We start from the raw sequence: 26,568 nt of genomic DNA, 5'->3' as shown, positions 1-26,568 counted from the left end.
CGTGAGTCTTTTGGGTTGCCATAGCAGCCCAAAAGACTCACGGCCCCGTGCTTCAGCCCAGGCTGCTCATCACGTGCTTGATGCGGGTGTAGTCCTCCAGGCCGTACATGGACAGGTCCTTGCCGTAGCCGGAGTGCTTGAACCCGCCGTGCGGCATCTCCGCGACCAGCGGGATGTGCGTGTTGAGCCACACCGTGCCGAAGTCCAGCTCGATGCTCGCCCGCATCGCCCGCGCGTGGTCGGCGGTCCACACCGACGACGCCAGGCCGTAGCGGACGCCGTTGGCCTTGGCGTACGCGTCGTCTTCGTCGGTGAAGCTCTGCACCGTGATCACCGGCCCGAACACCTCGTCCTGCACGATCTCGTCGTCCTGGCGCAGCCCGGAAACCACGGTGGGCGCGTAGAAGTAGCCGCGCTCCCCGACCCGTGACCCGCCGCAGTGGACGACGGCGCGGTCGGGCAGCCGGTCGATGAACCCGGCCACCAACGCCTGCTGGTCGGCGCTGTTCAGCGGGCCGTAGTCCGCGTCGGTGTCGCCGGGCGGGCCGGTCCGGGTGTTGCGGGCCTGCTCGGTCAGCGCCGCGACGAACTCGTCGTGCAGCCCTTCCTGCACCAGCACGCGGGTCGCCGCCGTGCAGTCCTGCCCGGCGTTGAAGAAGCCCGCAGCCGCGATGCCCTCCGCGGCCGCCGCGACGTCGGCGTCCGCGAAGACCACGACCGGTGCCTTGCCGCCGAGCTCCAGGTGCACGCGCTTGAGGTCCTGCGCCGCCGATCCGGCGACCTCGACGCCGGCGCGCACCGAGCCGGTGATGGAGGCCATCTGCGGCACCGGATGCCCGACGAGGAGGCGCCCGGTGTCCCGGTCGCCGGTGACCACGTTGAACACGCCGGCGGGCAGGTGCTCGGCGGCGATCTCGGCGAGCAGCAACGTGCTCGCGGGAGTGGTCTCGGACGGCTTGAGCACGACGGTGTTCCCGGCCGCCAGCGCGGGCGCGATCTTCCAGATCGCCATCAGCAACGGGTAGTTCCACGGCGTCACCTGGGCGCACACGCCGAGCGGCTCGCGGCGGATCATCGACGTGTGCCCGGCCAGGTACTCGGCCGCGGCGCGCCCCTCCAGCACCCGGGCCGCGCCGGCGAAGAACCGCAGGTGGTCCAGCACCATCGTCATCTCTTCCGAGTGCGTGAGCGCGACCGGCTTGCCGGTGTTCTCGCACTCCACGCGCACCACCTCGGCCGCGCGCGCCTCGATGGCGTCGGCGATGCGCAGCAGCGCGGTCTGCCGCTGCGCCGGGGTGGTGCGCCGCCAGTCCCGGAAAGCCCTTCCGGCGGCGGCCATCGCATTGTCCACATCGGACTTCCCGGAGTTCGCCTGGGCGGCGTAGACCTCGCCGGTCGCCGGGTCGACGACGTCCAGGGTCCGGCCGTCGACGGCCGGCACCCGGCGGCCGTCGATGAAGTTGTCGAACGCTTGCCCGGTCACGCGACACCTCTTCCGTTGATCGACTGCAATTGACCACTAGATCAATTGTTAGAGATGGTATTTACGACGCTTTCCGTTGTCTACTGCGATCAGTACAATGGATTCCGCACACCCCGATTAACGTGAGGTTGATCATGAGCGCGACGGACAAGCCCGCCGCAACCAGCGCCCGCACCTTCGGCGACCGGGCCCGCGACCACCTGTGGCTGCACTTCGCCGACCACAGCGGCTACGCCGACACCGAGATCCCGGTGATCGTGCGCGGCGACGGCCCCTACGTCTACGACGAGCACGGCAAGCGCTACTTCGACGGCCTGGCCGGCCTGTTCGCCGTCCAGGTCGGGCACGGCCGCGACGAACTGGCCGAGGCGGCGGCGCGGCAGACCAAGCAGCTCGCCTACTTCCCGCTGTGGTCGCACGCGCACCCCGGCGCGGTGGAGCTCGCCGAACGGGTCGCCGCCCAGGCACCCGGCGACCTCAACCGGGTGTTCTTCACCGGCGGCGGCGGCGAAGCCGTGGAGAGCGCCTGGAAACTCGCCAAGCAGTACTTCAAGAAGACCGGAAAACCCAACAAGCACAAGGTGATCAGCCGCTCGCTGGCCTACCACGGCACCTCGCAGGGCGCGCTGTCCATCACCGGCATCCCGGGCGCCAAGCAGGACTTCGAGCCGCTGGTGCCCAGCGCGATCAAGGTGCCCAACACCAACTTCTACCGCGCGCCGGTATTCGCCGACGACTACGAGGCGTTCGGTGCCTGGACGGCCGACGAGATCGCCCGCGCGATCGAGCGGGAAGGCCCGGAAACCGTCGCCGCGGTGTTCCTGGAGCCGCTGCAGAACACCGGCGGCTGCTTCCCGCCGCCGCCCGGCTACTGGCAGCGGGTGCGGGAGATCTGCACCGAGCACGACGTGCTGCTGGTCTCCGACGAGGTGATCTGCGCCTTCGGCCGGCTCGGGCACGACTTCGGCGCCAACCGCTACGGATACCAGCCGGACATCATCACCGTCGCCAAGGGCCTGACCTCCGGGTACGCGCCGCTGGGCGCGATGATCGCCGACGAGCGGCTGATGGAGCCGTTCCTGGTCGACGGCAGCAGCTTCACGCACGGCTCGACCTACGGCGGGCACCCGGTGGCCTGCGCGGTCGCCCTGGCCAACCTGGACCTGATGGAGTCAGAGGACCTCTACGGCCGGGTCCAGGCCAACGAGGCGAACTTCCGGGCCACCCTGGAGAAGCTGCTGGACCTGCCGATCGTCGGCGACGTCCGCGGCGCCGGGTACTTCTACGGCATCGAGCTGGTCAAGGACAAGGCGACCAAGGAGACCTTCACCGCCGAAGACGCGGAACGCGTCCTGCGCGGCCACGTCTCCCCCGCCCTGTTCGAAGCCGGGCTGTACTGCCGCGCGGACGACCGGGCGGAGCCGGTGATCCAACTGGCCCCGCCGCTGATCTCCACCCAGGAGCACTTCGACGAGGTGGAGCAGATCCTCCGCGCGGTCCTCACCGACGCCCAAGCCAAGCTCTGATCCACTGCGTGACGGGCGCCTTCGTCGCCGAAGGCGCCCGTCACGCTGCGCGCGCATGAAAAAGGCCCCTTCCGCGAGAGACGGGGTCATCGCGGAAGGGGCCCGAGTCACCGATCGTCAGGCGATGATGCGGATCGGGTCCTCCAGCAGCCCGGTCAGCAGCTGCAGGAACGCCGCGCCGACCGCGCCGTCCACCGCCCGGTGGTCCGCCGACAGCGTCGCCCGCAGGATCTTGCGGGCCACGAACTCGCCGTCGCGCACCTGTACCTCGTCGCGAGCCGCGCCGACCGCCAGGATCCCCGCCTCCGGCGGGTTGATCACCGCGCTGAACTGCTCGATGCCGAACATGCCCAGGTTGGAGATCGAGAAGGTGCCGCCGGACATCTCGTCCAGCGTCAGCTTGCCCTCGCGGGCCCGCCCGGCCAGCTCCCGGCTCTCCGCGGCGATCTCCGAGACGCTCTTGCGGTCGGCGTCCTTGATCACCGGCACGACCAGGCCGTTGTCGATGGCCACCGCGACGCCGAGGTTGATGCGCTTGTGCTGCAGCATCTTGTCGCCGGCGAACGAGACGTTCACCGCCGGGTTCGCGCGCAGGGCCGTGGCCACCGCCTTGACGATCAGGTCGTTGATGCTGACCTTCGGGCCGCCCGCGGCCTGCAGGCGCTCGTTGAGCGTCGCCCGGAAGGCCATCAGGTCGGTGACGTCGATGGCGCTGGTCAGGTAGAAGTGCGGGGCCTGCTGCTTGCTCTCCGTCAGGCGCTTCGCGGTCACCTTGCGGATGTTGCTGAGCGGGATCTCCTCGACGTCCTCGTTGGCCGCCGTCGCGGCAGCGACCACATTGGACACCGCCACCGGGGCAGCGGCAGGAGCAGCAGCCGGGGCAGCAGCCGGGGCAGCAGCAGCCGGGGCGGCCGAGGCGGCGGCCTCGATGTCGGCGCGGATGATCCGCCCGCCGGGCCCGGTGCCCTGCACCGTCGACAGGTCGACGCCCTTCTCCTTTGCGACCGCCTTCGCCAGCGGCGACGCCTTCGGCTTCGCACCCTGCTCGGCGGGCGCGGCCGGGGCGGCAGGCGCGGGAGCCGGCGCAGCTGCGGGCTCGGCCGGAGCCGGGGCCTCAGCAGCAGCCGGAGCGGCGGCGGGCGCCGGAGCCGGGGCGGCTTCCGCCGCGGCGCCGGAACCGTCGCCGAGGATCGCGATCGGGGTGCCGATCGGCACCGTCGTACCCGCCTCGACGAGGATCTTCTCCAGCACCCCGTCGTCGTAGGCCTCCAGCTCCATGATGGCCTTGTCGGTCTCGATCTCGGCCATCACTTCGCCGCGGCTGACCTGGTCGCCGACGTTCTTGCGCCAGGTCGAGATCACGCCCTCCTCCATCGTGTCGGAGAGCCTCGGCATCTGAATCTCAGTCATGGTCTTCCTCGGGTGAGCACAGGCCTCAGCGGCGGCGGCCGACGGCGTCCAGCGTTTGGTGGACTGCGGTCGTAAGGGACTCGGCGGACGGCAGCGCGGCGCGCTCCAGCGGCTTGGCGTAGGGCAGCGGCACCTCCGCCGCCGCGACCCGGCGCACCGGGGCGTCCAGGTAGTCGAACGCACCGTCCGAAATGGACGCGGCGATCTCCGCGCCGATGCCGTAGGTCAGCCAGTCGTCCTCGGCGATCACGGCGCAGCCGGTCTTGCGCACCGACTCCACGACCGTCTCGCGGTCCAGCGGCCGCAGGCTGCGCAGGTCGACGACCTCGGCGTTGATGCCCTCTTCGGCCTGCAGCTTCTCGGCGACCTGCTGGGCGACCATGGCCATCCGCGAGTAGCCGATGATGGTGATGTCGGTGCCCTGCTTGGTCACCTTCGCCTTGCCGATCTCGGCGGGCTCGACGACGTCCGGGACCTCGCCCTTGGTGTTGTACAGCGCGAGGTTCTCCAGGAACAGCACCGGGTCGTTGTCCCGAATGGACGCCAGCAGCAGCGCCTTGGCGTCGGCCGGGGTGCTCGGCGCGACGACCTTCAGGCCCGGCACGAACGCGTAGTACAGCTCGATGTTCTGCGAGTGGGTGGCGCCCAGCTGCTGGCCGCCGCCGCCCGGCGTGCGCAGCACCATCGGCACGCTGGTCTGCCCGCCGAACATGCCGTAGATCTTGGCCGCGTGGTTGACGATCTGGTCCAGCGCGATCAACGAGAAGTTGATCGTCATCAGTTCCACGACCGGCCGCAGGCCCAGCATGGCGGCGCCGACCGCGGCGCCGACGAAGCCCTCCTCGGCGATCGGGGTGTCGCGCACGCGCTTCTCGCCGAATTCCTTCAGCAATCCGGCGGTGATCTTGTAGGAGCCTTCGAAGACCCCGATTTCCTCGCCGATGAGGAAGACGTCCTCATCGCGCAGCATTTCCTCGCGAAGCGTGTCGTGCAACGCTTGGCGATACGTGATGACGGCCAAGGGTTTTTCTCCTGCACAAAAGCATTGGTGAGCCCGTGGATCTCTCAATTGGCGTCAGAGAGATCCACGGGACCTGTGGCGGGGTGTCGCTAAATCGCGGGCGGGTGCCTCAGAAGACCGGGTCGGCCGGCAGGCGCCGCGAGTCGTTGGCCACCGGGGTGGCGTAGGTGTAGTCGAACAGCGTCGAGGGGTCCGGGTGCGGGCTGTCGTCGGCGAACGCGACCGCCGCGTCGGCCTCGGCCTGCGCCTTGCGCTCGATCTCCACGGCGGCGTCCTCGTCCAGGATGCCCGCCTCGATCAACTGCGCCCGGAAGTTCGCCACCGGGTCGGCCTGCTTGGCCTGCTCGACCGACTCTTCGCTGCGGTACTTCGCCGGGTCGACCACCGAGTGGCCCTTCAGCCGCTCGCTGACCGCCTCCAGCAGCGCCGGGCGACCGGTCTCGCGGGCCTGCTCGACCAGCCGGGTCGCCGCGTCGCGGACGGCCAGCACGTCGTTGCCGTCCACCCGCTCGCCGTGCATCCGGTAGGCGGCGGCGCGCTTGAACAGATCCGGCTCGGCGGAGGACTTGTCGACCGTGGTGCCCATCCCGAGCTGGTTGTTGATCACCACGAACACCACCGGCAGGTTCCACAGCGCCGCGATGTTCAGCGCCTCGTGGAAGGCGCCGATGTTGGTGGTGCCGTCGCCCATCTGGCACATCACGACCTGGTCGCCGCCGCGGTAGTCGATGGCCAGCGCGGCACCGGTGGCCAGCGGGACCTGCCCGCCGACGATGCCGTAGCCGCCGAGCAGCCCGGCCTCGACGTCGAACATGTGCATCGAGCCGCCCCAGCCCTTGGAGGTGCCGGTGGTGCGGCCGTACAGCTCGGCCATCACGCGGCCGGGCTCGATGCCCTTGGCGATCGCGTAGCCGTGCTCGCGGTAGTTGGTGAACAGCAGGTCGCTCTTGCGCAGCGCCCGCATCAGGCCGACGACGGTGGCTTCCTCACCGAGGTTGAGGTGGCAGTAGCCGCCGATCTTGGCCTGGGTGTAGCCCTGCGCCGCGCGCTCCTCGAAGCGGCGGATCAGGGTCATCTCGTAGAAGTAGTCCTGCAGCAGCTCCGGCGACTCACCGGCGAAAGCTCCGCCGCCGGAGCCGCGTACCGAGCCGCCGCGACGCGACTTGGTGGCGCGAGTGGCAGGTTTGGTGCGGGTAGCAGTCTGTGCCATCACAGATCCCCTTCTCGTTCGCTCAGCGCTTCTTCGGCGGCGCGACGTGGACCGGCAGGCCCAGCGCGGACATCGCCGCCTCCATGCCGATCTCGCCCAGGGTCGGGTGCGCGTGGATGGTCTCGGCGAGTTCGTCGAGGGTGGCTTCCAGGGCCATGGCCAGGGCTCCCTCGGTGATCAGGTCGCTGGCGGAGTGCCCGATGATGTGCACGCCCAGCACCTCGCCGTACTTCTTGCCGGCGACGATCTTCATGAAGCCCTCGGTGTCGCCGTAGCTCTGCGCGCGACCGAGCGCGGCGAACGGGAACTTGGCGGCGACGACCTCGTGGCCGGCCTCGATCGCCTTGGCCTCGGTGAGCCCGACGCTGGCGATCTCCGGGTGGGTGAAGGTGGCGGCCGGGATGACGTTGTAGTCGATCGCGGCGTGGTGCCCGGCGATCGTCTCGGCGGCGACCACGCCCTGGTGCGACGCGACGTGCGCGAGCAGCGCCTTGCCGGTGACGTCACCGATCGCGTAGACGTGCTCGACGTTGGTGCGCAGTTTGTCGTCGACGCCGATGAAGCCGCGCTCGCTGGTGGCGACGCCGGTCTTCTCCAGGTCCAGGTTGGCGGTGTTTGGCTTGCGGCCGACACCGACCAGCACCACGTCCGCGTCGATCTGCTGCGGCTTGGCGCCGTCCACGGTGACCTTGAGGCCGTCGGCGGCCTGGTCGACGCGGGACACGGTCGCCTCGGTGAGCACCTTGATGCCGCGCTTGGTGAACGAGCGGCCCAGCGCCTTGCCGACCTCGACGTCCTCGGCGGGCACCAGGGTCTTCTGCATCTCGATGATGCTGACCTCGCTGCCGAGGGTGGCGAACAGCGTCGCCCACTCGGCGCCGACCGCGCTGCCGCCGATGATCGCGATGCGCTTGGGCACCTCGGTGAGCCCGAAGGCGCCGTCGGAGGTGATCACGCCGGGCAGGTCCGCGCCGGGCAGCGGCAGCTGCACGGGGACCGAGCCGGTGGCGATGATGACGTCGCGGGCCTTGACCTGCTCGATGGCCTGCGAGCCGGCCGGTTCGGCGGCGTAGCGCGGGCCGTCGGCGCCCAGCGGCGACTCACCGGTGGCGTAGACGTCCACGGTCGTCGGGCCGGTGAACCGGGCGTGGCCGTTGATCACGGTGACGCCGTTGCTCTTGAGCAGGCCTGCGACGCCGTCGGTGAGGCCCTTGACGACGGCGCTCTTGCGACGCGTGATCGCGTCGTAGTCGATGGTGACGTTCTCGACGTTCACCCCGAAATCGGCCGCGTGCAGCACGGTTTCGTACACCTCGGCCGAGCGCAGCATCGCCTTGGTCGGGATGCAGCCCCAGTTCAAGCAGACCCCGCCGGGCCGCTCCTTTTCCACCACGGCGACCGAGAGGCCACGCTGCGCCGCCCGGATCGCGGCGACGTATCCGCCGGGACCGCCACCCACCACGAGAAGGTCGAACTCCTGCACTTCGCTGTGCTCCTTTGACTGCACGCGCCGGTTACGGAAAGCCCGGATCGAGCGGGCAATTCTCACTGTGAGTGTCGTGAGCACGACCACTTCCGCGCTATGCCCGCTCGCCCAGACTTCTCACATAACGGATGTGCAGAGCGCACATTCCCACGCGTGACGTACACAACATGTAATGCGATCATCACCGACAGTATTCGAGACGGCGATCACATGATCGGAGACACACCCAGGCACAAAAAAGCAAGCGGCGGCGCCGACACCGAGTCGACGCCGCCGCCTGCGGCCCGAATTATACAATTTGTCCGACTGCCACGCTTGCACAGTCAAGCGGCTGACCAGGTGGCGTCTCAGCCGGCCCGCTGCTGCCGTTGCACGGCCAACGCGGCATACGCGGCCGCGCCGTCGCCGAGCACCGCGTCGTCGAACCGGGCTCGCGGCGAGTGGTTGTTCGGCGCCTTCTCGGGGTCGAGGTCGTCCGGGCAGGCGCCCAGGGAGATCATCGCTCCGGGGATTTCGTCGAGCACCCGGGAGAAGTCCTCCGAGGCGCTGAGCGGTTTGGGCGCCCGGGCGAAGCTGTGCTCACCGTGCAGCTCCCGCAGGGCGTCCGCGACGAACTCCGCCTCCGCCTCGTCGTTGACCGTCACCGGGTACTGCTCGACGAATTCCGCTCGCACCTCCGCCCCGTGCGCCGCGGCGATGCCCCTGCAGACCTGGACCGCACCGTCCTTGACCACCGACTGGGCGTGCCGGGAGAAGGACCGGACCGTCGCGGCGAAGGTGACCTCGTCGGGGATGACGTTCTCCTGGGTGCCGCCGTGGATCATGCCCACCGTCAGCACCACCGGGTCGAAGATGTCGAACCGGCGGGTCACGAAGGCCTGCAGCGCCAGGACCATCTCGCACGCCACCGGCACCGGATCCACCGCCCGGAACGGCGCCGAACCGTGCCCGCCGCTGCCCCGAACGGTCACCTCCAACCGGTTCGACGCCGAGAGCATCGGCCCACCACGGGTGGTGAAGAGACCACGGCGCAGCCCGGAGATCACGTGCAGCGCGTAGGCCGCGTCGGGTTTGCGCCCGGAAGCGGACAGCAGGCCCTCTTCGAGCATCCGCGCCGCGCCGTCGTAGCCCTCCTCTCCCGGCTGGAACATGAACACCACGTCCCCGGCGAGCTGATCCCGTTGCGGCGCCAGCAGTTTCGCCGCGCCCAACAACATCGTCGTGTGCAGATCATGACCGCAGGCGTGCATCCGGTCGTTGTCCGCGGCGAAATCCAGCCCGGTCTGCTCCACCACCGGCAACGCGTCCATGTCCCCGCGCAGCAGCACCGTCGGGCCCGGTCGCGATCCGCGCAGGACCGCGGTGACCGAGCTGAGACCGGCACCCGTCGACACCTCCAGGCCCAGTCCGTCCAATTCGGACAACACGCGTTCCTGGGTGCGCGGCAGCCGCAGCCCCAGCTCCGGAACCCGGTGCAGATCATGGCGAATCCGCACCAGGTCCGGATGCAGAGCGCGGGCGTCGTCCAACAACGTCGGCAGGGCGATCACGGCTGTCCCTTCTCATCGGAATGTGCACCGAGCACCGCGGTTCCCAACAGCGTGATGACGGCGGTACCGGCGGCGAACCACGGAACCGCGGTCAGGTGCCCGAGCGCCGCGAGCCCCTCCGCCAGCAGCGGGAAGGTGCCACCGAACAGCGCCACCGCGAGGGTGAACGGCACACCCATCGCCACCACCCGCACCGCCACAGGGAAGATCTCGCTGTAGAGCACGTTCGCCACTGCCGTGGTGGGCGCGACGCCGAGGACGAGGTAGCAGGTCGCCACCGCCCACATCGGCAACCAGCCCTGAGCGAGCGCGGTCATCAGCGGAACCGTGCTCAACGCCAGCAGCAGAGCCCCGATGCGGAACACCTTCATGCCGCCGAAGCGATCGGCCAGCAACCCGGAAACCACCATCGCGGCGATCAACGCGAGCAGGCTCGGGATCATCTCCAGGTTGGACGCCGCGGAATGCGCGACGCCGACCTGCGCGGCGTACTCCGGCAGGTAGACGGTCCCGAAGTAGACCCCGACGGTGGTGCCGGTGGTCATCAGGAACACCGCGAGCATGCTTCGGGCGTGTTCGAGCGGTTTCGGCCGCGGTGCCGCGGCGCTCCTACCGGCCTCGAACTCCTCGCTCTCGGCGGCCGTGCTGCGCACCCAGAACGCCAGGACCCCGAAGAGCGCCGCGACGACGAAACCGATCCGCCAGCCGCCGTCGACGACCCCCTGCTTGCCCAGCACGAGCAGCAGCGCGCCGACGACCGCGAAGCAGAGGATGTTGCCGATGAACGCGCCGCAGTAGGACAGGCCGCTGTAGAGGAACTTGCGGCGCTGCGGCGCGGTTTCGGTGATGTAAGCCGCGACGCTCGGGTTCTCCCCGCCCATCGCGATCCCCTGCAGGGCGCGCAGCAGCACCAGGACCACCGGAGCCGCGACCCCGATCGTCGCCGCCGTGGGCAGCGCCGCGATCAGCAGGCTGCCCAGGCAGATCGTGCCCATGCTGACGATCAGCGCGAACCGGCGGCCGCGCACGTCGGCGATCCGGCCGAGCAGGTAGCTGCCCATCGGGCGGACCACGAATCCCACCGCGAAACCCGCATAGGCCGCGAGCAGCTTGGTCAGCTCGTCGTCCCCGGCGAACATCTGCGATGCGAAGTACGGCGCCAGAACCGCGTAGATCGTCCAGTCGAACGACTCGACGATCCCGCCGACGGTGCCGGCGATCAGTTCTCGACGCCCCTTCGGCGAAACCGCCACTCGCCCTGGCCGCGCTGCCAGGGCCCCATCCACCTGCGCCAACACTCACCTCCGAGGTGTGTTCGTGCCGAGCAGAGTGCGATCCGGTGTAGTTCGCCGAAAGGAACCTGCGCGAGAATGCAGGAAAAAGCGCGAGGGCTGGATGGTCATGCAGGAAAAGACACTGGACGAGCTGGACCGGTCGATCCTGCACGCGCTGCAGATCGCGCCCCGCGCCTCCTGGACCGAGGTGGGCCGGGTGCTCGACGTGGATGCGGTGACCGCGGCGCGCCGCTGGGACCGGCTGCGCAGCACCGGCCGGGCCTGGACGACCTGCTACCCGGGAGTCCGGCTGATCGACGCGATCTTCACGGCTTACGTCGAGATCGACGTGCAGTCCGGCCGGGCGATGGAGGTGGCCCGAACGCTGGCGACCTACCCGCAGGTGGCCACCGTCGAACACCTCGCGGGCGGCCGGGACCTGCTGGTCATGGTGCTGATCCAGGATCTCGGCGCGCTGTCGGAGCTGGTGTCCGAACGCATCTCGGCACTGCCCGGGGTCGCCCGCACCCGCGCCGCGCTGGGCACCCGCGTGTTCACCGAAGGCTCCCGGTGGCGACTGCGCAGCCTCACCGCCGCCCAACAGCGCCGGCTGGCCCGGCCTGCCACCGAACAGCCACGCGCCGATCTCGACGAGCACGACCACCAGCTGATCACCGCCCTGTCCCGGGATGCCCGGGCACCCGCGGTCGAGCTGGCCCGGGAGACCGGGCTGAGCGCGCCGAACGTCCGCCGCCGCATCGCCGGGCTGACGCACCACGGCGACGCCGTGCTGCGGTGCGAGGTCGCCCGCAACCTCACCGAATGGCCGATCGCCGCCACCCTCTGGGCCAGCGTGCCGCCCGGCGAGCTCGACAAGGTCGTGCAGGGCCTGGCCGCCCTGCCCGAACTGCGGATGTGCTCATCGGTCACGGGCCCGCACAACCTGCTGTTCACGCTGTGGCTGAAATCCGTGGCCGACCTGGCGCGCCTGGAAGCGCTGCTGGCCGACCGCCTGCCCCAACTCCACCTCGTGGACCGGGCGGTGACGCTGCGCATGGTGAAGCTGATGGGCCGCCTCCTGGACGAGGACGGCCACGCCGCGGGCTGCGTCCCGATCGACCCCTGGCTGCCGCCGAAGCGGCTGCCGGATCCCCGCCGGTAGGGGCGGCGCCAAATCGGCACCGCCCCTGCGGGTCAGTTGCCCGACTGCTGGCGTTGCACGGCCAGCGCCGCGTATGCGACGGCCCCGTCGCCGAGGACCGCGTCGTCGAACTGGGCGCGAGGCGAGTGGGTGTTCGGCGCGTTCGCCACATCGAGGTCGTCCGGGCAGGCGCCGAGGGCGATCATCGCGCCCGGCACCTCGTCGAGCACTCGGGAGAAGTCCTCGGAACCTGCGACCGGGTTGGGCGCCGGGGCGAAGCGCTCCTCGCCGTGCAACTCGCGCAGGGTGTCGGTCACGAACGACGTCTCGGCCACGTCGTTGACCGTCACCGGGTACAGCTCGACGAACTCCGCGTCCAGCTCGGCCCCGTGCGCGGCCGCGATGCCCTCGCACACCCGGATCGAGCCGTCCTTGACCACCGCCTGGGCCTGCGGCGAGAACGACCGGACCGTCGCGGCGAAGGTGACCTCGTCGGGGATGACGTTCTCCTGGGTGCCGCCGTGGATCATGCCCACCGTCAGCACCACCGGGTCGAAGATGTCGAACCGGCGGGTCACGAACGACTGGAGCGCCAGGACCATCTCGCACGCCACCGGCACCGGATCCACCGCCCGGAACGGCGCCGAACCGTGCCCGCCGCTGCCCCGAACGGTCACCCGCAGCCGGTTCGACGCCGAGAGCATCGGCCCACCACGCGTCGTGAACACCCCCTGCTTGATCCACGATGACATGACGTGCAGGGCGTAGGCCGCGTCGGGCTTGCGGCCGCTGGCGTCGAGCAGTCCCTCTTCGATCATCCGCGCCGCGCCGTCGTAGCCCTCCTCTCCCGGCTGGAACATGAACACCACGTCGCCTGAGAGCTGATCCCGGCGCGGGGCAAGCAGTTTCGCCGCACCTAGCAGCATCGTGGTGTGCAGGTCGTGCCCGCAGGCGTGCATCCGCCCGTCGGTGGCGGCGAAGTCCAGCCCGGTCTCCTCCGCGACGGGCAGCGCGTCCATGTCCCCGCGCAGCAGCACCGTCGGGCCGGGGCGGGCTCCGCGCAGCACCGCCGTGACGGAGCTGACCGATTCCCCGGTGGACACCTCCAGCCCCAGACCGTCCAATTCGGATAGAACCCGCTCCTGGGTGCGCGGCAGCTGCAACCCCAGCTCCGGAATCCCGTGCAGGCCGTGGCGGATCTGCACCAGATCCGGATGCAGCGCGCGGGCATCGTCGAGCAAGGTCGACAAGGAAGTCATGGCAGTATTTCTCCGAATTCAGTCCTGTTTGAAAAGCGCGGTGCCCACCAGCGCGATGACGGCGACGATGGCGGCCGCCCAGGGCACCGCGGCGAGGTACCCGGCCGCGCCGAGGCCCTGGGCCAGCAGCGGGAAGGTGCCGCCGAACAACGCGATCGAGAGGGTGGACGGCACACCCATGCACACCACCCGCACCTCGACCGGGAATCCACGCGCGGACAGCACGTTGGCCAGCGCGATGGTCGGCGCGACGCCGAGCACCAGGTAGAGGGTCGTCACCGCCCACACCGGCAACCAGCCCTGCGCGAGCGCCGTCATCAGCGGCACCGTGCACAACGCCAGCAGCACCAACCCGATCCGGAACACCCGCATGCCACCGAAGCGGTCGGCCAGAATCCCGAACAGCGCCATCGCGGCGATCAGCAGCAGCAGGCTTGGGATCATGCTCAGGTTCGAGCCCGCGGCGGGCGCCGCACCGACCTGCGCCGCGTACTCCGGCATGTAGGTCGTGCCCAGGTAGTAGCCGACGGTGACCCCGGTGGTCATCAGGAAAACCGCGAGCATGTTCCGCATGTGCCCGGCCAGCTTCGGCCGCTGCGCTTCGCGCTTGCCGCTCTCGAACTCGCCGCTCTCCGCGGCGATGCTGCGCACCCAGAACGCCAGCACGCCGAACACCGCCGCGATGACGAACCCGATCCGCCAGCCGCCGTCCACGACGCCCGGCTTGCCCATCACGAGCAGCAGCACGCCCACAACCGCGAAGCACAGGACGTTGCCGATGATCACGCCGCTGTAGGACAGGGCGCTGAACAAGAACTTGCGGTTCGACGGTGCCGTCTCGCTGATGTACGCGGCCACGCTGGGCGCTTCCCCGCCCATCGCGACGCCCTGCAGCGCCCGCAGCAGCACCAGCAGCGCCGGAGCCGCGACACCGATCGACGCCGCGGTGGGCAGCAGCGCGATCAGCAGGCTGCCGAGGCAGATGGTGATCATGCTGACCATCAGCGCGAACCGGCGGCCCCGCACGTCGGCGAGCCGCCCCAGCAGGTAGCTGCCGAAGGGCCGGACCACGAAGCTCACCGCGAAGCCCGCGTAGGCGGCCAGCAGCTTGGTCAGCTCGTTGTCCCCGGCGAACATCTGCGATGCGAAGTACGGCGCCAGCACCGCGTAGATCGTCCAGTCGAACGACTCGACGACGCCGCCCACCGTCCCGGCGAGCAGCTCCCGGCGCCCCTTCGCCGGGACCGTTGATCTCCCTGGTCGCGCCACCAGGGCGTCGTCCACCTGCGTCACGTTCACCTCCGAGGTGCTGTCGTTCGGAGCAGCGTGCGACCCGGCGGCAAAGATCGATAGAAACTTGCGCGAGAATGCACGGAAAAGCTCGAAGGGCAGGTCCGAATGCATGATTCGTCACTCGACGAGCTGGACCGCTCGATCCTGCACGCGCTGCAGATCTCGCCGCGCGCCGCCTGGACCGAGATCGGTGGCGTGCTCGGCGTGGATTCGGCCACCGTCGGGCGGCGCTGGGAACGGCTGCACGCGGCGGGTCTCGCCTGGACGACCTGCTACCCCGGGCGGCTGGCCGGTTCGATCTGCATGGCCTTCATCGAGATCGACGTGCAGTCCGGGCAGCAGGTGGCGGTGGGTCGCCAGCTCGCGACCTACCCGCAGGTGATCACCGTCGAACACATGGCCGGAGGCCGGGATCTGCTGATCACCGTGATGATCCGGGATCTCGGCACGCTCTCCGAGCTGCTGTCCGATCGCATCTCGCCGCTGCCGGGCGTCGTGCGCACCCGCGCCGCGCTGGGCACCAAGGTCTTCACCGAGGGATCCAGCTGGCGGCTCCGCGCGCTGAAACCGTCCCAGCAGCGCCGACTGGCCCGCCCGACCACGACGGACCTGCCGCCCGCGACCGACCTCGAAGAGCGCGACCGCAGGCTGATCACCGCGCTGGCCCGGAACGGCCGGGCGACCGCGGTCGAGCTCGCCCAGGAGGCCGGCCTGAACGCGCCGAGCGTGCGCCGGCGGCTGGCCGGGATGACGCACAACGGCGGCCTGTCGCTGCGCTGCGAGATCGCGCGCGACCTGACCGACTGGCCGGTCTCGGCGAGCCTGTGGGCGAGCGTGCCGCCGGGACAGCTGGACAAGGTGGTGCAGGGCCTGCGGGCGCTGCCCGAACTCCGGCTGTGCGCATCCGTAACGGGCCCGCAGAACCTGCTGTTCACGGTGTGGCTGAAATCGGTGGCGGACGTGGGCCGCCTGGAAGCGCTGCTCGGCGACCGCCTCCCCCAACTGCAGCTGGTCGACCGAGCGGTGGCGCTGCGCCAGGTGAAGCTGATGGGCCGGCTCCTGGACGACAACGGCCACGCCGAGGGCTGCATCCCGATCAACCCCTGGCTACCCCCGAAATCCCTGCCAACCGCCTGACCGCTACCCACACCGCGACGCAACCCCAAGAGCTTCTTCTAGGGTTGTCCTGCGGCGAGGAGTCCTTGCCCGGGGCCAACGGCGGAGATGTTCAGCGTGCGCAGGGCCGCCCAGATAGTGGCCTGGTTGGCAGTGATGATCGGCTTGCCCAGCTCCTGTTCCAGCGGCGCGATGACGTCATAGGTCGGCAATGCCGTGCAACTGAGGAACACCGCGTCCGATTCGGGGTGGTCAGCGGCACGCACCAGATCGGCCACGCGTGCGTACGACACCGCGTACACCTCTCTGATCGAGCCGAGACCGAGGTCGGTGCTGGAGACGACGTCGAATCCCGACTCCGTCAGGAACTCGCCCAGTCGCAGGCCCACCGGCGGTTCGTAGGGATGCGCGACCGCCACACGTCGTGTGCCAACGGCCCGCAGCGCGTCGACGACGGCTCCCGCGGTGGTCACGGCCCGCGGTGCGCCCTGTTCGAGCACCGCGTCCCGGAGCGCGCGCTCGCGACCGATGCCGCCGACGAAACTGCAGGCCGTGCACAGAAAAGCCACGGTCCGCACGCCGAGCGCGCACATCTCACGGGTGGGGCGTTCGACGCAGCCGGGCTGGTTGAGGGTCGACACCAGGTCCAGGTTGTCGGTGAACGACACCGGATCGGTGCGAGCGATGAACAGCGAAACCTCGTCCGGCACCCACCGCCAGAGTTCCCGGTCGCGATCGAAGTCGAACGACGCGACGATTCCCACGCCGACCTGCGGTGGCGGTCCTGCGAAACCAGTACTCATTCCGGCCCGTCCTCGTGTGTGCGGTTGTTCCGCACCAACGCTAGGAAAGCCGGGGCCTCGGATGAATGGATCATGCCAACCGATCCGGCGCTGGGGCTTTCTGTTCGCTAGGCAGAACTGCCCGATGCTTGTCGCATGACCAAGCCGCTCGATCAGGCTGATCAACAACCTCCCGGATCAGGGCTTGATCACGTGCACCGTCCTCAGCGCCCTGCCCTAGTCCCGGAGGCCGTCGCGGAGGCGCAGCGCGGACAGCGCCAGCGACAGCGACACGTATGCCGTGCGGCCGTAGAGGGGCTGGCCGATCAGGGACGTGATGCGGTGCAGGCGGTTCAGGACCGTGTTGCGGTGGCAGTGGAGGCGGACCGCCGCGTTGGCCGTCGAGCAGTTCTCCTCCAGCCACGCCGTCAGGGTGTCCAGCAGCATGTCGCGTTCCTTGACCGGCAGCTCCAGGATCGGGCCGAGCTGGGACTCCAGCATCCGCTGCGCCAGGTCCGGCGACTGCACCAGCAGCGCCTCCGGGAACCGCTCCTCCAGGGTCACCAGCTCCGCGGCGCCGTACGACGACGTGCCCAGCGTGGTGAGCGCGAGCTGGTGGGCGAGCCCCACCTCCGCGAGGCCGCGCACCGGCGGCGACACCGCGACCCGGCCGCGCGCCAGCGGTCGCAGCGCGTCCAACGCGAGATCCTTGCTCCGCTGCTCCAGCGCCACCAGGCCCACCAGCGAATCGGCGCGCACCTGCCACACCGAGCGGAAGTGCAGGGCGCTCAAGGTGTCCTGGTGCCCGCGCAGCGCGAAGCCGCCGTCGCTGGTCAGGTCGGCGACGATCACCAGGTACCGCCCGCCGGTGGGCAGGTCGAGCTCCTTCGCGGTGCGCTGCGCGAAGGCGATGTCGCGCGCGCGACCCGCGAGCAGGTCCTCGACCATGGCGTGGCGCCGCTGGTCGTCGCGGCGCAGCCGCTCCAGCTCGGTGTTGCGGTAGGACGTCGACAGCGTCGAGGACAGCCCGTCGATGACCGTCCAGATCGACGTCGCGACGCCCAGCACCGAGTCGGGATCGGCGCCGTCCTGGTGCGCCTGGTCGACCAGCGCCTCCCAGGCGATCCGGCCGCCCAGCCGGAACGTCCGCAGCATCACCTCCAGCGGCACGCCCTGCTCGGCGCGGCGGCGGCCGATCGCGGCCGCCACGTCGTCGCCGTCGGGCCCGGCGACCTCACCGCTGAGGATCTGCAGGATGCGCTCGAGGTACTGCCGGCAGCCCTCCCAGAGATCCTCCTTGGGCACCGGGCTGTAGTCGGTCCACTCCGGGTTGTCGGTGAAGATCGCGGCCATCAGCCGCTCGGTGAGAGCGGGCACGTCGGCGAGGCGGGCCCTGGCCAGCGCGTGGGTGACCTGGGCGGCGGAGTCGGCAGGATCGGCTACCACACCTGGAACGATACCGGCCGCCCATCGACCTTCTTTCTTTGAAGCGGCGCAGCCCAGAACGAGCCTGGAACCACTCGTTGCTCATCGCTCGATGCGTAGCAGTCCCTCCTGCGCGACCGTTGCGACGTGGCGGCCGGAACGGTCGAAGACGTTGCCGCGTCCAAGCACCCGACCGCCCGCCGCAACCGGGCAGTCCTGGTCGTAGAGCAGCCACTCGTCGGCGCGGAGGTCTTCGTGGAACCACATCGCGTGATCCAGACTGGCCAGCTGCAAGCCCTTGGCGTGCCGGTCGACGCCGTGCAGCAGGAACACCGGCTCCAGCAAGGTCATGTCCGAGGCGTAGGCCAGCGCGCAGGCGTGCAGCAGCGGATCGTCCGGCAGCTTCTCCGGGGCGCGCATCCACACCAGGTGCCGCGAGGCGTCGGTCGGCTCGACCGGCGGCGCATCAGTACTGCGGCGCGAAGCGCCTCCGTGGGGGGTGGCGGTCGGGAGACGGGTGGGGGGGTTGTCGACGTGGCGGAGCTCGATCGCGCGGGGCTTGCGCCACCAGTCCGGTACCGGCACGTCGGAGTCGGCGAAGCGCTCGTGCAGCGGCAGCAGGTCCTCTGGCTCGGTGGCCCGCGGGAACTCCGCCTGGTGCCGCAGGCCGTCGCGGCCGCGCTGGAAGGAGACCAGCGCGGTGAACACCTCGACCCCGTCCTGGCGGGCGATCACCCGCCGCGCCGAGGTCGCTCCGCCATCCCGAATTCTGTCCACTGTGTACTCGATGAGGTCGGTCGGGTCGGCGGGCCGGACGAACAGCGCGTGCATCGAGTGCACCGGCCGGTCGTCGGCGACCGTGCGTCCGGCGGCGGCGATCGACTGGGCGAGCAGCAGCCCGCCGAAGAGTCGGAGCTTCGGCATCGGCTGGGTGCGGCCCAGGAACCGGTCGGCATCCGGCTCCGCCAGGTCGAGCAGGTCCTGCAGGCGAGGAACGTCCATGACCTGAATCAACTACGCACAACAGGTGGTATCAAGTTGCACGTGACAGGCGACACAACCGGTGGATCAGGGGCGGCCGAGCGGTGATCGACGCTGCGATGCGCGCACGCTCCCCCCGGCTTCCCGACGAGCTGGCCGGTCGGCTGCGGGAAGGGATCATGACGGGCCGGCTGCGGCAGGGCGATCACCTGCACCTGGAACGCCTCGCCGAGCAGCTCGGCGTCAGCGTCACACCGGTGCGGGAGGCGCTGCTGGCGCTGCGCGGCGAGGGCTTCGTCGACCTGGAACCGCGCCGCGGGTTCACCGTGGCGCCGCTGAGCCGGCAGGACTTCGAGGACGCGCACCGGCTGCAGGCCACCATCGCGGGCGAGCTCGCGGCCCGCGCGGCGCGCCAGATCGACGCCGAGCGGCTCGCCGAACTCGGTTCCCTGCTCGAGGAAATGCAGATGGCGAACCGGTTCGCGCTGCTCGACATGGGCGCGCCGGTGGCCCGCTTCCACGCCGTGATCTGCCGGGCCGCCGAATCGCCGAAGCTCGCCTGGTTCCTCGGCATCGCGGTGCGCTACACGCCGCGCAACACCACCGCCGACGTGCCGGGCTGGCGGGAAATCGCGGTCGCCGATCACCAGACGCTGCTCACCGCGCTGTGCCACCGGGATCCCGCCGGGGCGCGCGCCGCGATGCACCAGCACATCACCCATACCGGACAGTTACTGATCCATCACCTGCAGCAACTGGGGCTGTGGGCCGAGCCGCCCGAAAACCCACCCCCACCAGGGAGTTCCGCATCACACTTGGAACATGGCGAAGGTCGCTAACGTTGTTCCCTCTCGTGGCGACACCCCAGGTGAGACGCCCGACGTGGCGTTCGCCGCAATTCGCCTTTTGTTCCTACGCGAGAATCCGGGGGCACCTGCCATGCAAAGCAACAGCCGCACCTTCGTGTCGGTTGTCGGAACGGTGATGATGGTCGTGACGACCGTTCTGCTCGCTTCGTGGAGCCCCCCTCAATCGGAAACACCGATCCATCCGGCGGCCAACCAGGCCTCGATCGTCCTGGACCACTAGGTCTCCCGGACCACGTCCCGCGGGCGTTTGTCGTTGCGCAGCCCCGAAAAGCGCGGGTGACGCAGCTTGCCGTCGCCGGTCCACTCGGTGAACCCGACCTGCGCGACCAGCTCCGGCGCCACCCAGTGCGCGCCGGGCTCGGTCACCGGATCGGCGAACGGCGAGCGCTCGCGGGCCAGCTCGTCCAGCCTGCCGCGCAGGTCCCGCAGCGTCCGCTCGTCGTAACCGGTGCCGACCTTGCCCGCGTAGCGCAGCCGCGAATCCTGGTAGTAGCCGACCAGCAACGCTCCGAAGCCGACGCGGGATCCCTTGGGTTCGGTGTAGCCGCCGATGACGAATTCCTGGTCGGCGACGCACTTGAACTTCAGCCAGTCGCGGCTGCGCCCGCCGCGGTAGGGCCGGTCTGCGCGCTTGGCGATCAGGCCTTCCCAACCGCGGCGGCACGCTTCGCGGAAGAACTCCTCGCCGTCGCCGGCGCGGTGCGCGCTGAACCGCAGCGGGTCGGTGAAGTCGAAGCACTCGCGCAGCAGGCGCTTCCGGGAGCGCAGCGACAGCCGCGTGAGGTCGACGCCGCCGAAGGCGATCAGGTCGAACGCGTAGAAGTAGACCGCGACGCCGGTGCGGCGGGCCGCCCGCGGATCGGTCAGGTTGAGGCGCTTCTGCAGCCGCGCGAAGCTCGTCCGGTCGCCCTCGAAGGCGACCATCTCGCCGTCCAGCACGAACCGGTCCGCGCCCTGCGCGGCGAGCGCGTCGATGATCTCCGGGTAGGAGGCGTCGACGCGTTTGTGGTTGCGCGACCACAGCACCGGCCGGTCGCCGTCGCAACCGGCGATCACCCGCGCCCCGTCCAGCTTGCGCTCGAAGATCCAGTCCGGATCGGAGAACCGGCGGTCGGTCAGCGTCGCCAGGGCGGGCTCGTGCCAGGTCCCGCCGGGCCAGGACCGCAGCAGGCCGCGTTCGGCATCGTCCAGAAGGCGCAGCGGATCGTTCATCGAATGCGGAATACCCGGAGATTTCGGCGGCGCAAACCGGTTCAGCTGAGAGCCGGCTGTGAACGACCTGTGAGTTGCACCCCGCGAGAGTTCCCAATCGGGTTAATGCGAGAAACTGGACGTGCCGTCCTTCCCCGCAGAACCAGCGGGCCCGACCGCCGAAGGTGAAAAGCGCGCGATGTCGAACAACAAGAACCCCGTGACCGAGAAGAGCGGGCTGTCCACGAACGTCATCCTCACCGTCGTGGTGGTGGTCGTCGCCGTCGTGGTGATCGGCGGCGTGCTGCTGTTCAGCCGCGGCGGTTCGGACAACGCCGATTCCGGCGGCCCCGCGGTGGCGGCCGAGATCCTGCGCAAGCCCGACAGCAACGTGCTGATCGCCGCGCCGGACAACAAGGTCACCGTTGTCGAGTTCCTCGACTACCAGTGCCCGGGCTGCCACTCGTACTACTCGGGGCTGACCAAGCAGATCGAGAAGGACTACGCGGGCAAGATCACCTTCATCGCCCGCAACTTCCCGCTCGGCATGCACCCGCTGGCCCGGCCGGCCGCGCAGGCCGCCGAGGCCGCCGCGGTGCAGGGCAAGTTCAAGGAGATGTACCACGCGATCTACGACAACTACGACGCGTGGGCGGTGGCGCCCGACGGGCAGAACATCAGCACCGACGAAGCCAAGGCGCGCGGGCTGTTCGACCAGTACGCCCAGCAGCTCGGCCTCGACCTGAACAAGCTCCACCAGGACATGAACTCGCCTCAGGTCAACGCCAAGATCGACGCCGACGTCGCCGACGGGGAGAAGGCCGGGGTGCAGAGCACGCCGACGATCTTCATCAACGGCAAGGAGTTCGACGCGGGCAACATCCAGACCTTCCAGCAGCTCAACGACGCCTTCCGCGGCGAGCTCGACAAGGAGCTCGCGAAGTGACCGCCGCCCACGCCGTCGAACCGGCCCCCGCCGAGCGATCGCACCCGAGCGGCGCGGCGCGCGGCCTGGGCTGGCTGTACGTCGTGGGCGGCGTGATCGGCTTCGCCGGCTCGTTCGCGCTGATCCTGGAGAAGCTGGAGAAGCTGGCCAACCCCGGCTACGTGCCGACCTGCAGCATCAACCCGATCATCTCGTGCGGTTCGGTGATGGACAGCACCCAGGCGGCGGTGCTCGGCTTCCCGAACCCGCTGATCGGGGTGGCGGCGTTCCCGGTGGTGGTCACCGCCGGGGTCGCGGTGCTGGCCGGGTTCCGGCCGCCGCGCTGGTTCTGGCTGGGCATGCAGCTCGGCACCACGCTGGCGGTCGGCTTCATCCACTGGCTGGTGGTGCAGAGCCTCTACGAGATCGGCGCGCTGTGCCCGTACTGCATGGTCGTGTGGGTCGTGACCATCCCGCTGTTCTGGTACACGACGCTGCACAACCTCGAGGCCGGCAACCTCGGCGGCGGCAAATCCGTCGGCGCGGCGCTGCGCCGGGTCCACAGCGTGGTGCTCGCGGTGTGGTATCTGGTCATCGTGGTCCTGATCCTGCAGGCGTTCTGGGACTACTGGACCACCCTGGTGTAACCGGCGGCCCGTCCGTTTGTTCGGTGCGGGCCTCGGGTACCAGGTGACTGTGAGTGAGGTGTGCGCCGCACCGACCGAGACGAGGTGGCCCGGGATGAGCGTGGAACGCGAGCTCGCGCACGTCGAGCCGGAGACAGCCGCGGCGAACCTGGTCGAGGTCCGCATCGCGGCCGAACCAGCCCAGTTGGCGGTCATGCGGGCCGTCGCCGGTGATCTCGCGATGCGCGCCGACTACGACGTCGACTCCATCGCGGACCTGCGGTTGGCCGTCGACGAAGCGTGCTCGTCGCTGGTCCGGCTGGCCGCCCCGGCCGCGACGCTCGTCTGCCGGTTCCGTCTCGGCGGCGACCGGCTGTCGGTCACCGCCGAGGTGATCAGCGACGATGCGTTCGGACCCCGCAAGGACACCTTCAGCTGGCGCGTGCTGAGCGCGTTGGCCGACGTTGTGTCAACCTCGGTCGAGTCGGATCCGGCTGCCAACGGCAGCCACCTGGTGCGGATCGAGTTGACCAAGGGACGGACGGCCCACGTGTGAAACGAGCGGACTCCAAGCCGACAGCGCACTCGCGCAACGAGCGCTACGACCGGCTGGCGCCGCTGTTCCGCGAGCTCGCGAAGCTGGGCAAGGAGGATCCGCGCCGCGGCGTACTCCGCGAAACGCTGGTGACCGAGCACCTGCCGGTGGCCGAGCACATCGCCCGCCGCTTCAGCCACCGCGGCGAATCGCAGGAGGACCTCACCCAGGTCGCGACGCTGGGGCTGATCAACGCGGTGGACCGCTTCGACCCGGAGCGCGGCGTGGACTTCCTGTCCTACGCGGTGCCGACGATCATGGGCGAGGTGCGCAGGCACTTCCGGGACACCGGCTGGGCGGTGCGGATGCCGCGCAGGCTGCAGGAGCTGCACCTGTCGGTGTCGGCGGCGATCGCCCGGCTGTCGCAGGAGCTGGGCCGCGCACCGACGCCGAGCGAGCTCGCGAAGCACCTCGGGATCGGCACCGACGACGTCTACCGCGGTCTGGAGGCGGGCAACGCCTACCGCAGCGCCTCGCTGGACGAACTGCTCACCGACACCGACGAGATCCCGCTCGGCGACGCCATCGGCTCCGACGACGCCGAGCTGGCCGAGGTGGAGAACCGCGAGATGGTCCGGCCGCTGCTGCAGGACCTGCCGGACCGGGAGCGCCGCATCCTGGTGATGCGCTTTTTCCGCGGCATGACCCAGACGCAGATCGCCGAGCAGATCGGCATCTCGCAGATGCACGTCTCCCGCCTGCTGGCGCGAACCCTCGGCTTCCTCCGGCAACGCCTGGAGGAAGACCAACCGGCCGAAACCGCCGCCGAGCAGTAGCCGGGCCCGGAAATGGGGAAGCCGCCCGGGACCCGTCGGGGGCTTCGGGTCCCGGGCGGCTGCTCAGGGTCGCTTTACAGCGAGATGCCGCGCTCTTTGAGCCAGGGCAGGGGGTTGATCTTGATGCCGTCCTCGATGACCTCGAAGTGCAGGTGCGGGCCGGTGGACTGGCCGCGGTTGCCCATCGTGGCGATCTTGTCACCGGCACCGACCTGCTGGCCGACGCTGACGTCGATGGTGTTGATGTGCCCGTAGACGGTGATCGTGCCGTCGTTGTGCTGCACCCGGATCCACTGGCCGAAGCCGCTGGCCGGGCCGGCCTCGATGATCTTGCCGGCGGCCACCGCGCGGATCGTGGTGCCGATGCTGTTGGCGATGTCGACGCCCCGGTGGCTGGTGCCCCAGCGGGCGCCGAAGCCGGAGGTGAAGGTGCCTTCGGCGGGCTTGACGAAGCTGCGCGCCTTCCGCTCCCGCTCCTCCTCCGCGCGCTTGGCCTCGGCGGCGGCCCGCTCGGCCTCCGCGCGGGCGGCTTCGCGCTCCTGCTCGATCGCCTCGCTCTTGTCGATCTTCTGGCCCTCCTCGGCCGAGTCGATCGGGGACTGGGCGGCGAGCAGCCGAACCGCGGCCGGGCTCTCGGTGGTGCCGGTGACGGCGAGGCTCAGGTTCTTCGAACCGACGAGCCGCTGCACGGGCTGGTCGACCTCGGAGTCGGCGCTGGCGGCCAGCGGCTGCCCGACCGCGGCGAAGGCGCCTCCGGCGACCACTGCCGCGACAACCTTGTTGCGAGCCGGAAGGACGGCCTTCGGGGGATGGCCGCCCTCCTTGCGGTGCTTGCCCATCTTCACCTTCCGTCTCGGGGGGATCCGATCGCTGCCCCGCCGGGGGATTGCGGGGAACGCCTCTCGGGGGTGAGGCATTGCCGTGATCGAACCGTGACGTACGAGCCGTGAACGTAGCTGAGGGTTATCGACAGACGCAACCACTGACCCGTTTGGCGGATAAAACCTATACGGTTGCCACCCGATCAGTAACTCTGAGTGCTTCACAAAGATGACCAGTCGATAACGGCAGGGCCGAAAGTCCCCGATTCAGCCGAACCCGCCGGGTCACTCACCCGAAACGATCAAGGCGCCCGTCGTTTCCGCTGGCCCAAAGCAAAACGATCAGCCCAGCCGGCGCGCGCCGCCCGCATCGCCGCCCCTGCGCCCGCACCGCGGAGTCCACAGAGGACACTGCCGTGCACCGGCGGCTGAACTGCCGCGATCACCCGATCGGCAAGATCGATCGACCCTGAAAGTGGCCTTGGGCACACGAAGCGCGAAACCGCGCAGTAACCTTCCCGCACTTTGAGACCAGTGCCGCTCGATCGCGGGATCTGTTTCACTGTCCCGCATGACGCCTGGTGATCAGTGGCGGCTGCTGGTGCAGCGCCTCCACGTCGACCTGCTCCGCGTCACCTCCGCAGGGTGTCGGCGCGCGCGGTAGACCCGCCTCCACCGCCTCATCTCCCCACCCCGAACCGGTTCACACCTGGCTGCGCAGCGCCGCATCGCGGCTCGTCGCGCCCTCCCCGGTACTCACGCACGCACCCACGGAGACATCGTGCAAGCATTCCTGATCTTCGCCATTGGCGGCTTCGTCGCGCAGCTGGTCGACGGCTCACTCGGCATGGCCTACGGGGTGACCTCCACGACGATCCTGCTCACCGCCGGCCTCACGCCGGCCCTGGCGTCGGCATCGGTGCACCTCGCCGAGCTCGGCACCTCGGTCGCCTCCGGGCTGTCGCACTGGAAGTTCGGCAACGTGGACTGGAAGGTGGTGCTCACCCTCGGCGTGCCGGGCGCCGTCGGCGCGTTCCTCGGCGCCACCGCGCTGAGCAACCTCTCCACCGAGGCCGCCGAGCCGTGGATGTCCACGATCCTGCTCGCCCTCGGCCTCTACGTGCTGCTGCGGTTCGCGATCCGCCCGCTGCGGCGCCGCCAGCTCACCGGCGTCAGCCCGAAGCTGCTGGCCCCGCTCGGCCTGGTGGCCGGGTTCGTGGACGCCACCGGTGGCGGCGGCTGGGGCCCGGTGGCGACGCCGACGCTGCTGAGCACCGGCAAGGTCGAGCCGCGCAAGGTGATCGGTTCGGTGGACACCAGCGAGTTCCTGATCGCCGCCGCGGCGAGCCTGGGCTTCCTGACCTCGCTGTCGCACCAGGAGCTGTCCTGGACGACGGTCGGCGCGCTACTGCTGGGCGGCGTGCTCGCCGCACCGCTGGCGGCCTACCTGGTGCGCATCGTGCCGATGCGGCTGATCGGGGTCGGCGCCGGCGGGCTGATCGTGCTGACCAACGCCCGGACACTGATCAAGAACTTCGAGCTGCCCGCCCCGTCGCCGACCATCATCTACGCGGTGATCGTCGTGGCCTGGGTCGCGGCGCTGGCCTACACGATCCGCGTGATCCGGGCCGAGCGGCGGGCGACGACCGAGGTGGACGAGCAGGCCGCCGAGCCGGTCGGGCACTGACCCGATCCGCGTTCGGACGGTGAAGGTTTACCCACGTGCCGTATCGCCGGGATCAACCGAAACGAGTTACTGTTCGGTAGACCGTGTGGAAGCCCCCCGACACACGGTAGGCGCCCCGGGT

The 26,568-nt window shown here is 69.9% G+C and carries 25 protein-coding genes; 11 read left to right on the top strand and 14 right to left on the bottom strand.

Annotated elements, in window-relative coordinates; all coding sequences use genetic code 11:
* Positions 1-52: 52 nt before the first annotated feature.
* Positions 53-1,456 (bottom strand): gamma-aminobutyraldehyde dehydrogenase, encoded by a 1,404-nt coding sequence (locus tag AB0I53_RS14985; protein WP_358602274.1) that lies wholly within the window; start codon positions 1,454-1,456, stop codon positions 53-55.
* A gap of 161 nt (positions 1,457-1,617) precedes the next feature.
* On the opposite strand from AB0I53_RS14985, the gene AB0I53_RS14980 reads away from it, so the two are divergent.
* Positions 1,618-3,009 carry an aspartate aminotransferase family protein gene (locus AB0I53_RS14980; RefSeq protein WP_358602060.1) on the top strand — a complete coding sequence of 464 codons (1,392 nt, stop codon included), beginning with the start codon at positions 1,618-1,620 and terminating at the stop codon, positions 3,007-3,009.
* Positions 3,010-3,126: 117 nt separating this feature from the next.
* On the opposite strand, the gene AB0I53_RS14975 is transcribed toward AB0I53_RS14980, so the two are convergent.
* The 6 genes from AB0I53_RS14975 to AB0I53_RS14950 form a co-directional block, all read right to left on the bottom strand.
* Positions 3,127-4,419 carry a pyruvate dehydrogenase complex dihydrolipoamide acetyltransferase gene (locus AB0I53_RS14975; RefSeq protein WP_358602057.1) on the bottom strand — a complete coding sequence of 431 codons (1,293 nt, stop codon included), beginning with the start codon at positions 4,417-4,419 and terminating at the stop codon, positions 3,127-3,129.
* Positions 4,420-4,444: 25 nt separating this feature from the next.
* On the bottom strand, positions 4,445-5,440 hold the full coding sequence (locus tag AB0I53_RS14970; RefSeq protein WP_358602054.1) for an alpha-ketoacid dehydrogenase subunit beta: 996 nt from the start codon (positions 5,438-5,440) through the stop codon (positions 4,445-4,447).
* Between the two features lie 109 nt (positions 5,441-5,549).
* Complete coding sequence (gene pdhA, locus AB0I53_RS14965) at positions 5,550-6,650, bottom strand: pyruvate dehydrogenase (acetyl-transferring) E1 component subunit alpha (RefSeq protein WP_358602051.1); 1,101 nt, start codon at positions 6,648-6,650, stop codon at positions 5,550-5,552.
* Positions 6,651-6,672: 22 nt separating this feature from the next.
* Complete coding sequence (gene lpdA, locus AB0I53_RS14960; RefSeq protein ID WP_358602048.1) at positions 6,673-8,133, bottom strand: dihydrolipoyl dehydrogenase; 1,461 nt, start codon at positions 8,131-8,133, stop codon at positions 6,673-6,675.
* Between the two features lie 350 nt (positions 8,134-8,483).
* Positions 8,484-9,683, bottom strand: a complete 1,200-nt coding sequence (locus AB0I53_RS14955; RefSeq protein WP_358602271.1) for a M20 family metallopeptidase — start codon at positions 9,681-9,683, stop codon at positions 8,484-8,486.
* Positions 9,683-10,972, bottom strand: a complete 1,290-nt coding sequence (locus tag AB0I53_RS14950; protein ID WP_358602268.1) for an MFS transporter — start codon at positions 10,970-10,972, stop codon at positions 9,683-9,685. Before AB0I53_RS14950 ends, AB0I53_RS14955 begins: the two co-directional genes overlap by 1 nt.
* Positions 10,973-11,087: 115 nt before the next feature.
* Between AB0I53_RS14950 and AB0I53_RS14945 the strand changes: the two genes are divergently transcribed.
* The gene (locus AB0I53_RS14945) at positions 11,088-12,122 is read left to right on the top strand and encodes an Lrp/AsnC family transcriptional regulator (RefSeq protein ID WP_358602045.1); all 1,035 of its coding nucleotides are present in this window, start codon (positions 11,088-11,090) and stop codon (positions 12,120-12,122) included.
* A 32-nt stretch (positions 12,123-12,154) separates the two neighbouring features.
* Here AB0I53_RS14945 and AB0I53_RS14940 read toward each other — a convergent pair whose 3' ends face one another.
* On the bottom strand, positions 12,155-13,360 hold the full coding sequence (locus AB0I53_RS14940) for a M20 family metallopeptidase (RefSeq protein ID WP_358602042.1): 1,206 nt from the start codon (positions 13,358-13,360) through the stop codon (positions 12,155-12,157).
* Between the two features lie 18 nt (positions 13,361-13,378).
* Positions 13,379-14,653, bottom strand: a complete 1,275-nt coding sequence (locus tag AB0I53_RS14935) for an MFS transporter (protein WP_358602039.1) — start codon at positions 14,651-14,653, stop codon at positions 13,379-13,381.
* A gap of 105 nt (positions 14,654-14,758) precedes the next feature.
* Between AB0I53_RS14935 and AB0I53_RS14930 the strand changes: the two genes are divergently transcribed.
* On the top strand, positions 14,759-15,790 hold the full coding sequence (locus tag AB0I53_RS14930) for an Lrp/AsnC family transcriptional regulator (protein WP_358602036.1): 1,032 nt from the start codon (positions 14,759-14,761) through the stop codon (positions 15,788-15,790).
* A 38-nt stretch (positions 15,791-15,828) separates the two neighbouring features.
* Here the strand turns inward: AB0I53_RS14930 and AB0I53_RS14925 are convergent, their stop codons facing one another.
* The 3 genes from AB0I53_RS14925 to AB0I53_RS14915 form a co-directional block, all read right to left on the bottom strand.
* Entirely contained in the window at positions 15,829-16,572 is a 744-nt protein-coding gene (locus AB0I53_RS14925) for an Asp/Glu racemase (protein ID WP_358602033.1), read from the bottom strand.
* 216 nt (positions 16,573-16,788) lie between these two features.
* A complete protein-coding gene (locus tag AB0I53_RS14920; protein WP_358602030.1) occupies positions 16,789-17,997 on the bottom strand; it encodes a helix-turn-helix domain-containing protein in 1,209 nt (402 codons plus the stop codon).
* A gap of 81 nt (positions 17,998-18,078) precedes the next feature.
* Positions 18,079-18,978 carry an acyl-CoA thioesterase II gene (locus AB0I53_RS14915; RefSeq protein ID WP_358602027.1) on the bottom strand — a complete coding sequence of 300 codons (900 nt, stop codon included), beginning with the start codon at positions 18,976-18,978 and terminating at the stop codon, positions 18,079-18,081.
* A 98-nt stretch (positions 18,979-19,076) separates the two neighbouring features.
* On the opposite strand from AB0I53_RS14915, the gene AB0I53_RS14910 reads away from it, so the two are divergent.
* Both AB0I53_RS14910 and AB0I53_RS14905 read left to right on the top strand, forming a co-directional pair.
* On the top strand, positions 19,077-19,796 hold the full coding sequence (locus AB0I53_RS14910; RefSeq protein WP_358602024.1) for a GntR family transcriptional regulator: 720 nt from the start codon (positions 19,077-19,079) through the stop codon (positions 19,794-19,796).
* The gene (locus tag AB0I53_RS14905) at positions 19,780-20,046 is read left to right on the top strand and encodes a hypothetical protein (RefSeq protein WP_358602021.1); all 267 of its coding nucleotides are present in this window, start codon (positions 19,780-19,782) and stop codon (positions 20,044-20,046) included. Before AB0I53_RS14910 ends, AB0I53_RS14905 begins: the two co-directional genes overlap by 17 nt.
* On the opposite strand, the gene ligD is transcribed toward AB0I53_RS14905, so the two are convergent.
* Positions 20,043-21,038, bottom strand: coding sequence for a non-homologous end-joining DNA ligase (ligD, locus tag AB0I53_RS14900; RefSeq protein WP_358602019.1), 996 nt, complete (start codon positions 21,036-21,038; stop codon positions 20,043-20,045). The two genes, AB0I53_RS14905 and ligD, sit on opposite strands and share 4 nt — an antisense overlap.
* Before the next feature lie 178 nt (positions 21,039-21,216).
* On the opposite strand from ligD, the gene AB0I53_RS14895 reads away from it, so the two are divergent.
* From AB0I53_RS14895 to AB0I53_RS14880, 4 genes are all read left to right on the top strand, one after another.
* On the top strand, positions 21,217-21,963 hold the full coding sequence (locus AB0I53_RS14895) for a thioredoxin domain-containing protein (protein ID WP_358602016.1): 747 nt from the start codon (positions 21,217-21,219) through the stop codon (positions 21,961-21,963).
* A gap of 65 nt (positions 21,964-22,028) precedes the next feature.
* Positions 22,029-22,589, top strand: coding sequence for a vitamin K epoxide reductase family protein (locus tag AB0I53_RS14890; RefSeq protein ID WP_358602266.1), 561 nt, complete (start codon positions 22,029-22,031; stop codon positions 22,587-22,589).
* A 94-nt stretch (positions 22,590-22,683) separates the two neighbouring features.
* On the top strand, positions 22,684-23,124 hold the full coding sequence (locus AB0I53_RS14885; RefSeq protein ID WP_358602013.1) for an ATP-binding protein: 441 nt from the start codon (positions 22,684-22,686) through the stop codon (positions 23,122-23,124).
* Positions 23,121-23,939 (top strand): SigB/SigF/SigG family RNA polymerase sigma factor, encoded by an 819-nt coding sequence (locus AB0I53_RS14880; RefSeq protein ID WP_358602012.1) that lies wholly within the window; start codon positions 23,121-23,123, stop codon positions 23,937-23,939. Before AB0I53_RS14885 ends, AB0I53_RS14880 begins: the two co-directional genes overlap by 4 nt.
* Positions 23,940-24,013: 74 nt before the next feature.
* Here AB0I53_RS14880 and AB0I53_RS14875 read toward each other — a convergent pair whose 3' ends face one another.
* Positions 24,014-24,778, bottom strand: a complete 765-nt coding sequence (locus AB0I53_RS14875; protein ID WP_358602009.1) for a M23 family metallopeptidase — start codon at positions 24,776-24,778, stop codon at positions 24,014-24,016.
* A gap of 553 nt (positions 24,779-25,331) precedes the next feature.
* Between AB0I53_RS14875 and AB0I53_RS14870 the strand changes: the two genes are divergently transcribed.
* Positions 25,332-25,424, top strand: a complete 93-nt coding sequence (locus tag AB0I53_RS14870) for a putative leader peptide (protein WP_358602006.1) — start codon at positions 25,332-25,334, stop codon at positions 25,422-25,424.
* A 117-nt stretch (positions 25,425-25,541) separates the two neighbouring features.
* Positions 25,542-26,447 carry a sulfite exporter TauE/SafE family protein gene (locus AB0I53_RS14865; protein WP_358602004.1) on the top strand — a complete coding sequence of 302 codons (906 nt, stop codon included), beginning with the start codon at positions 25,542-25,544 and terminating at the stop codon, positions 26,445-26,447.
* The last annotated feature ends 121 nt before the right edge of the window (positions 26,448-26,568 follow it).

The sequence above is a fragment of the Saccharopolyspora sp. NPDC050389 genome (genome assembly GCF_040655595.1).
Lineage (GTDB): Bacteria > Actinomycetota > Actinomycetes > Mycobacteriales > Pseudonocardiaceae > Saccharopolyspora.
The sequence above is the reverse complement of the archived record's forward strand: the minus strand, read 5'-3'. Positions and strand labels throughout refer to the sequence as shown.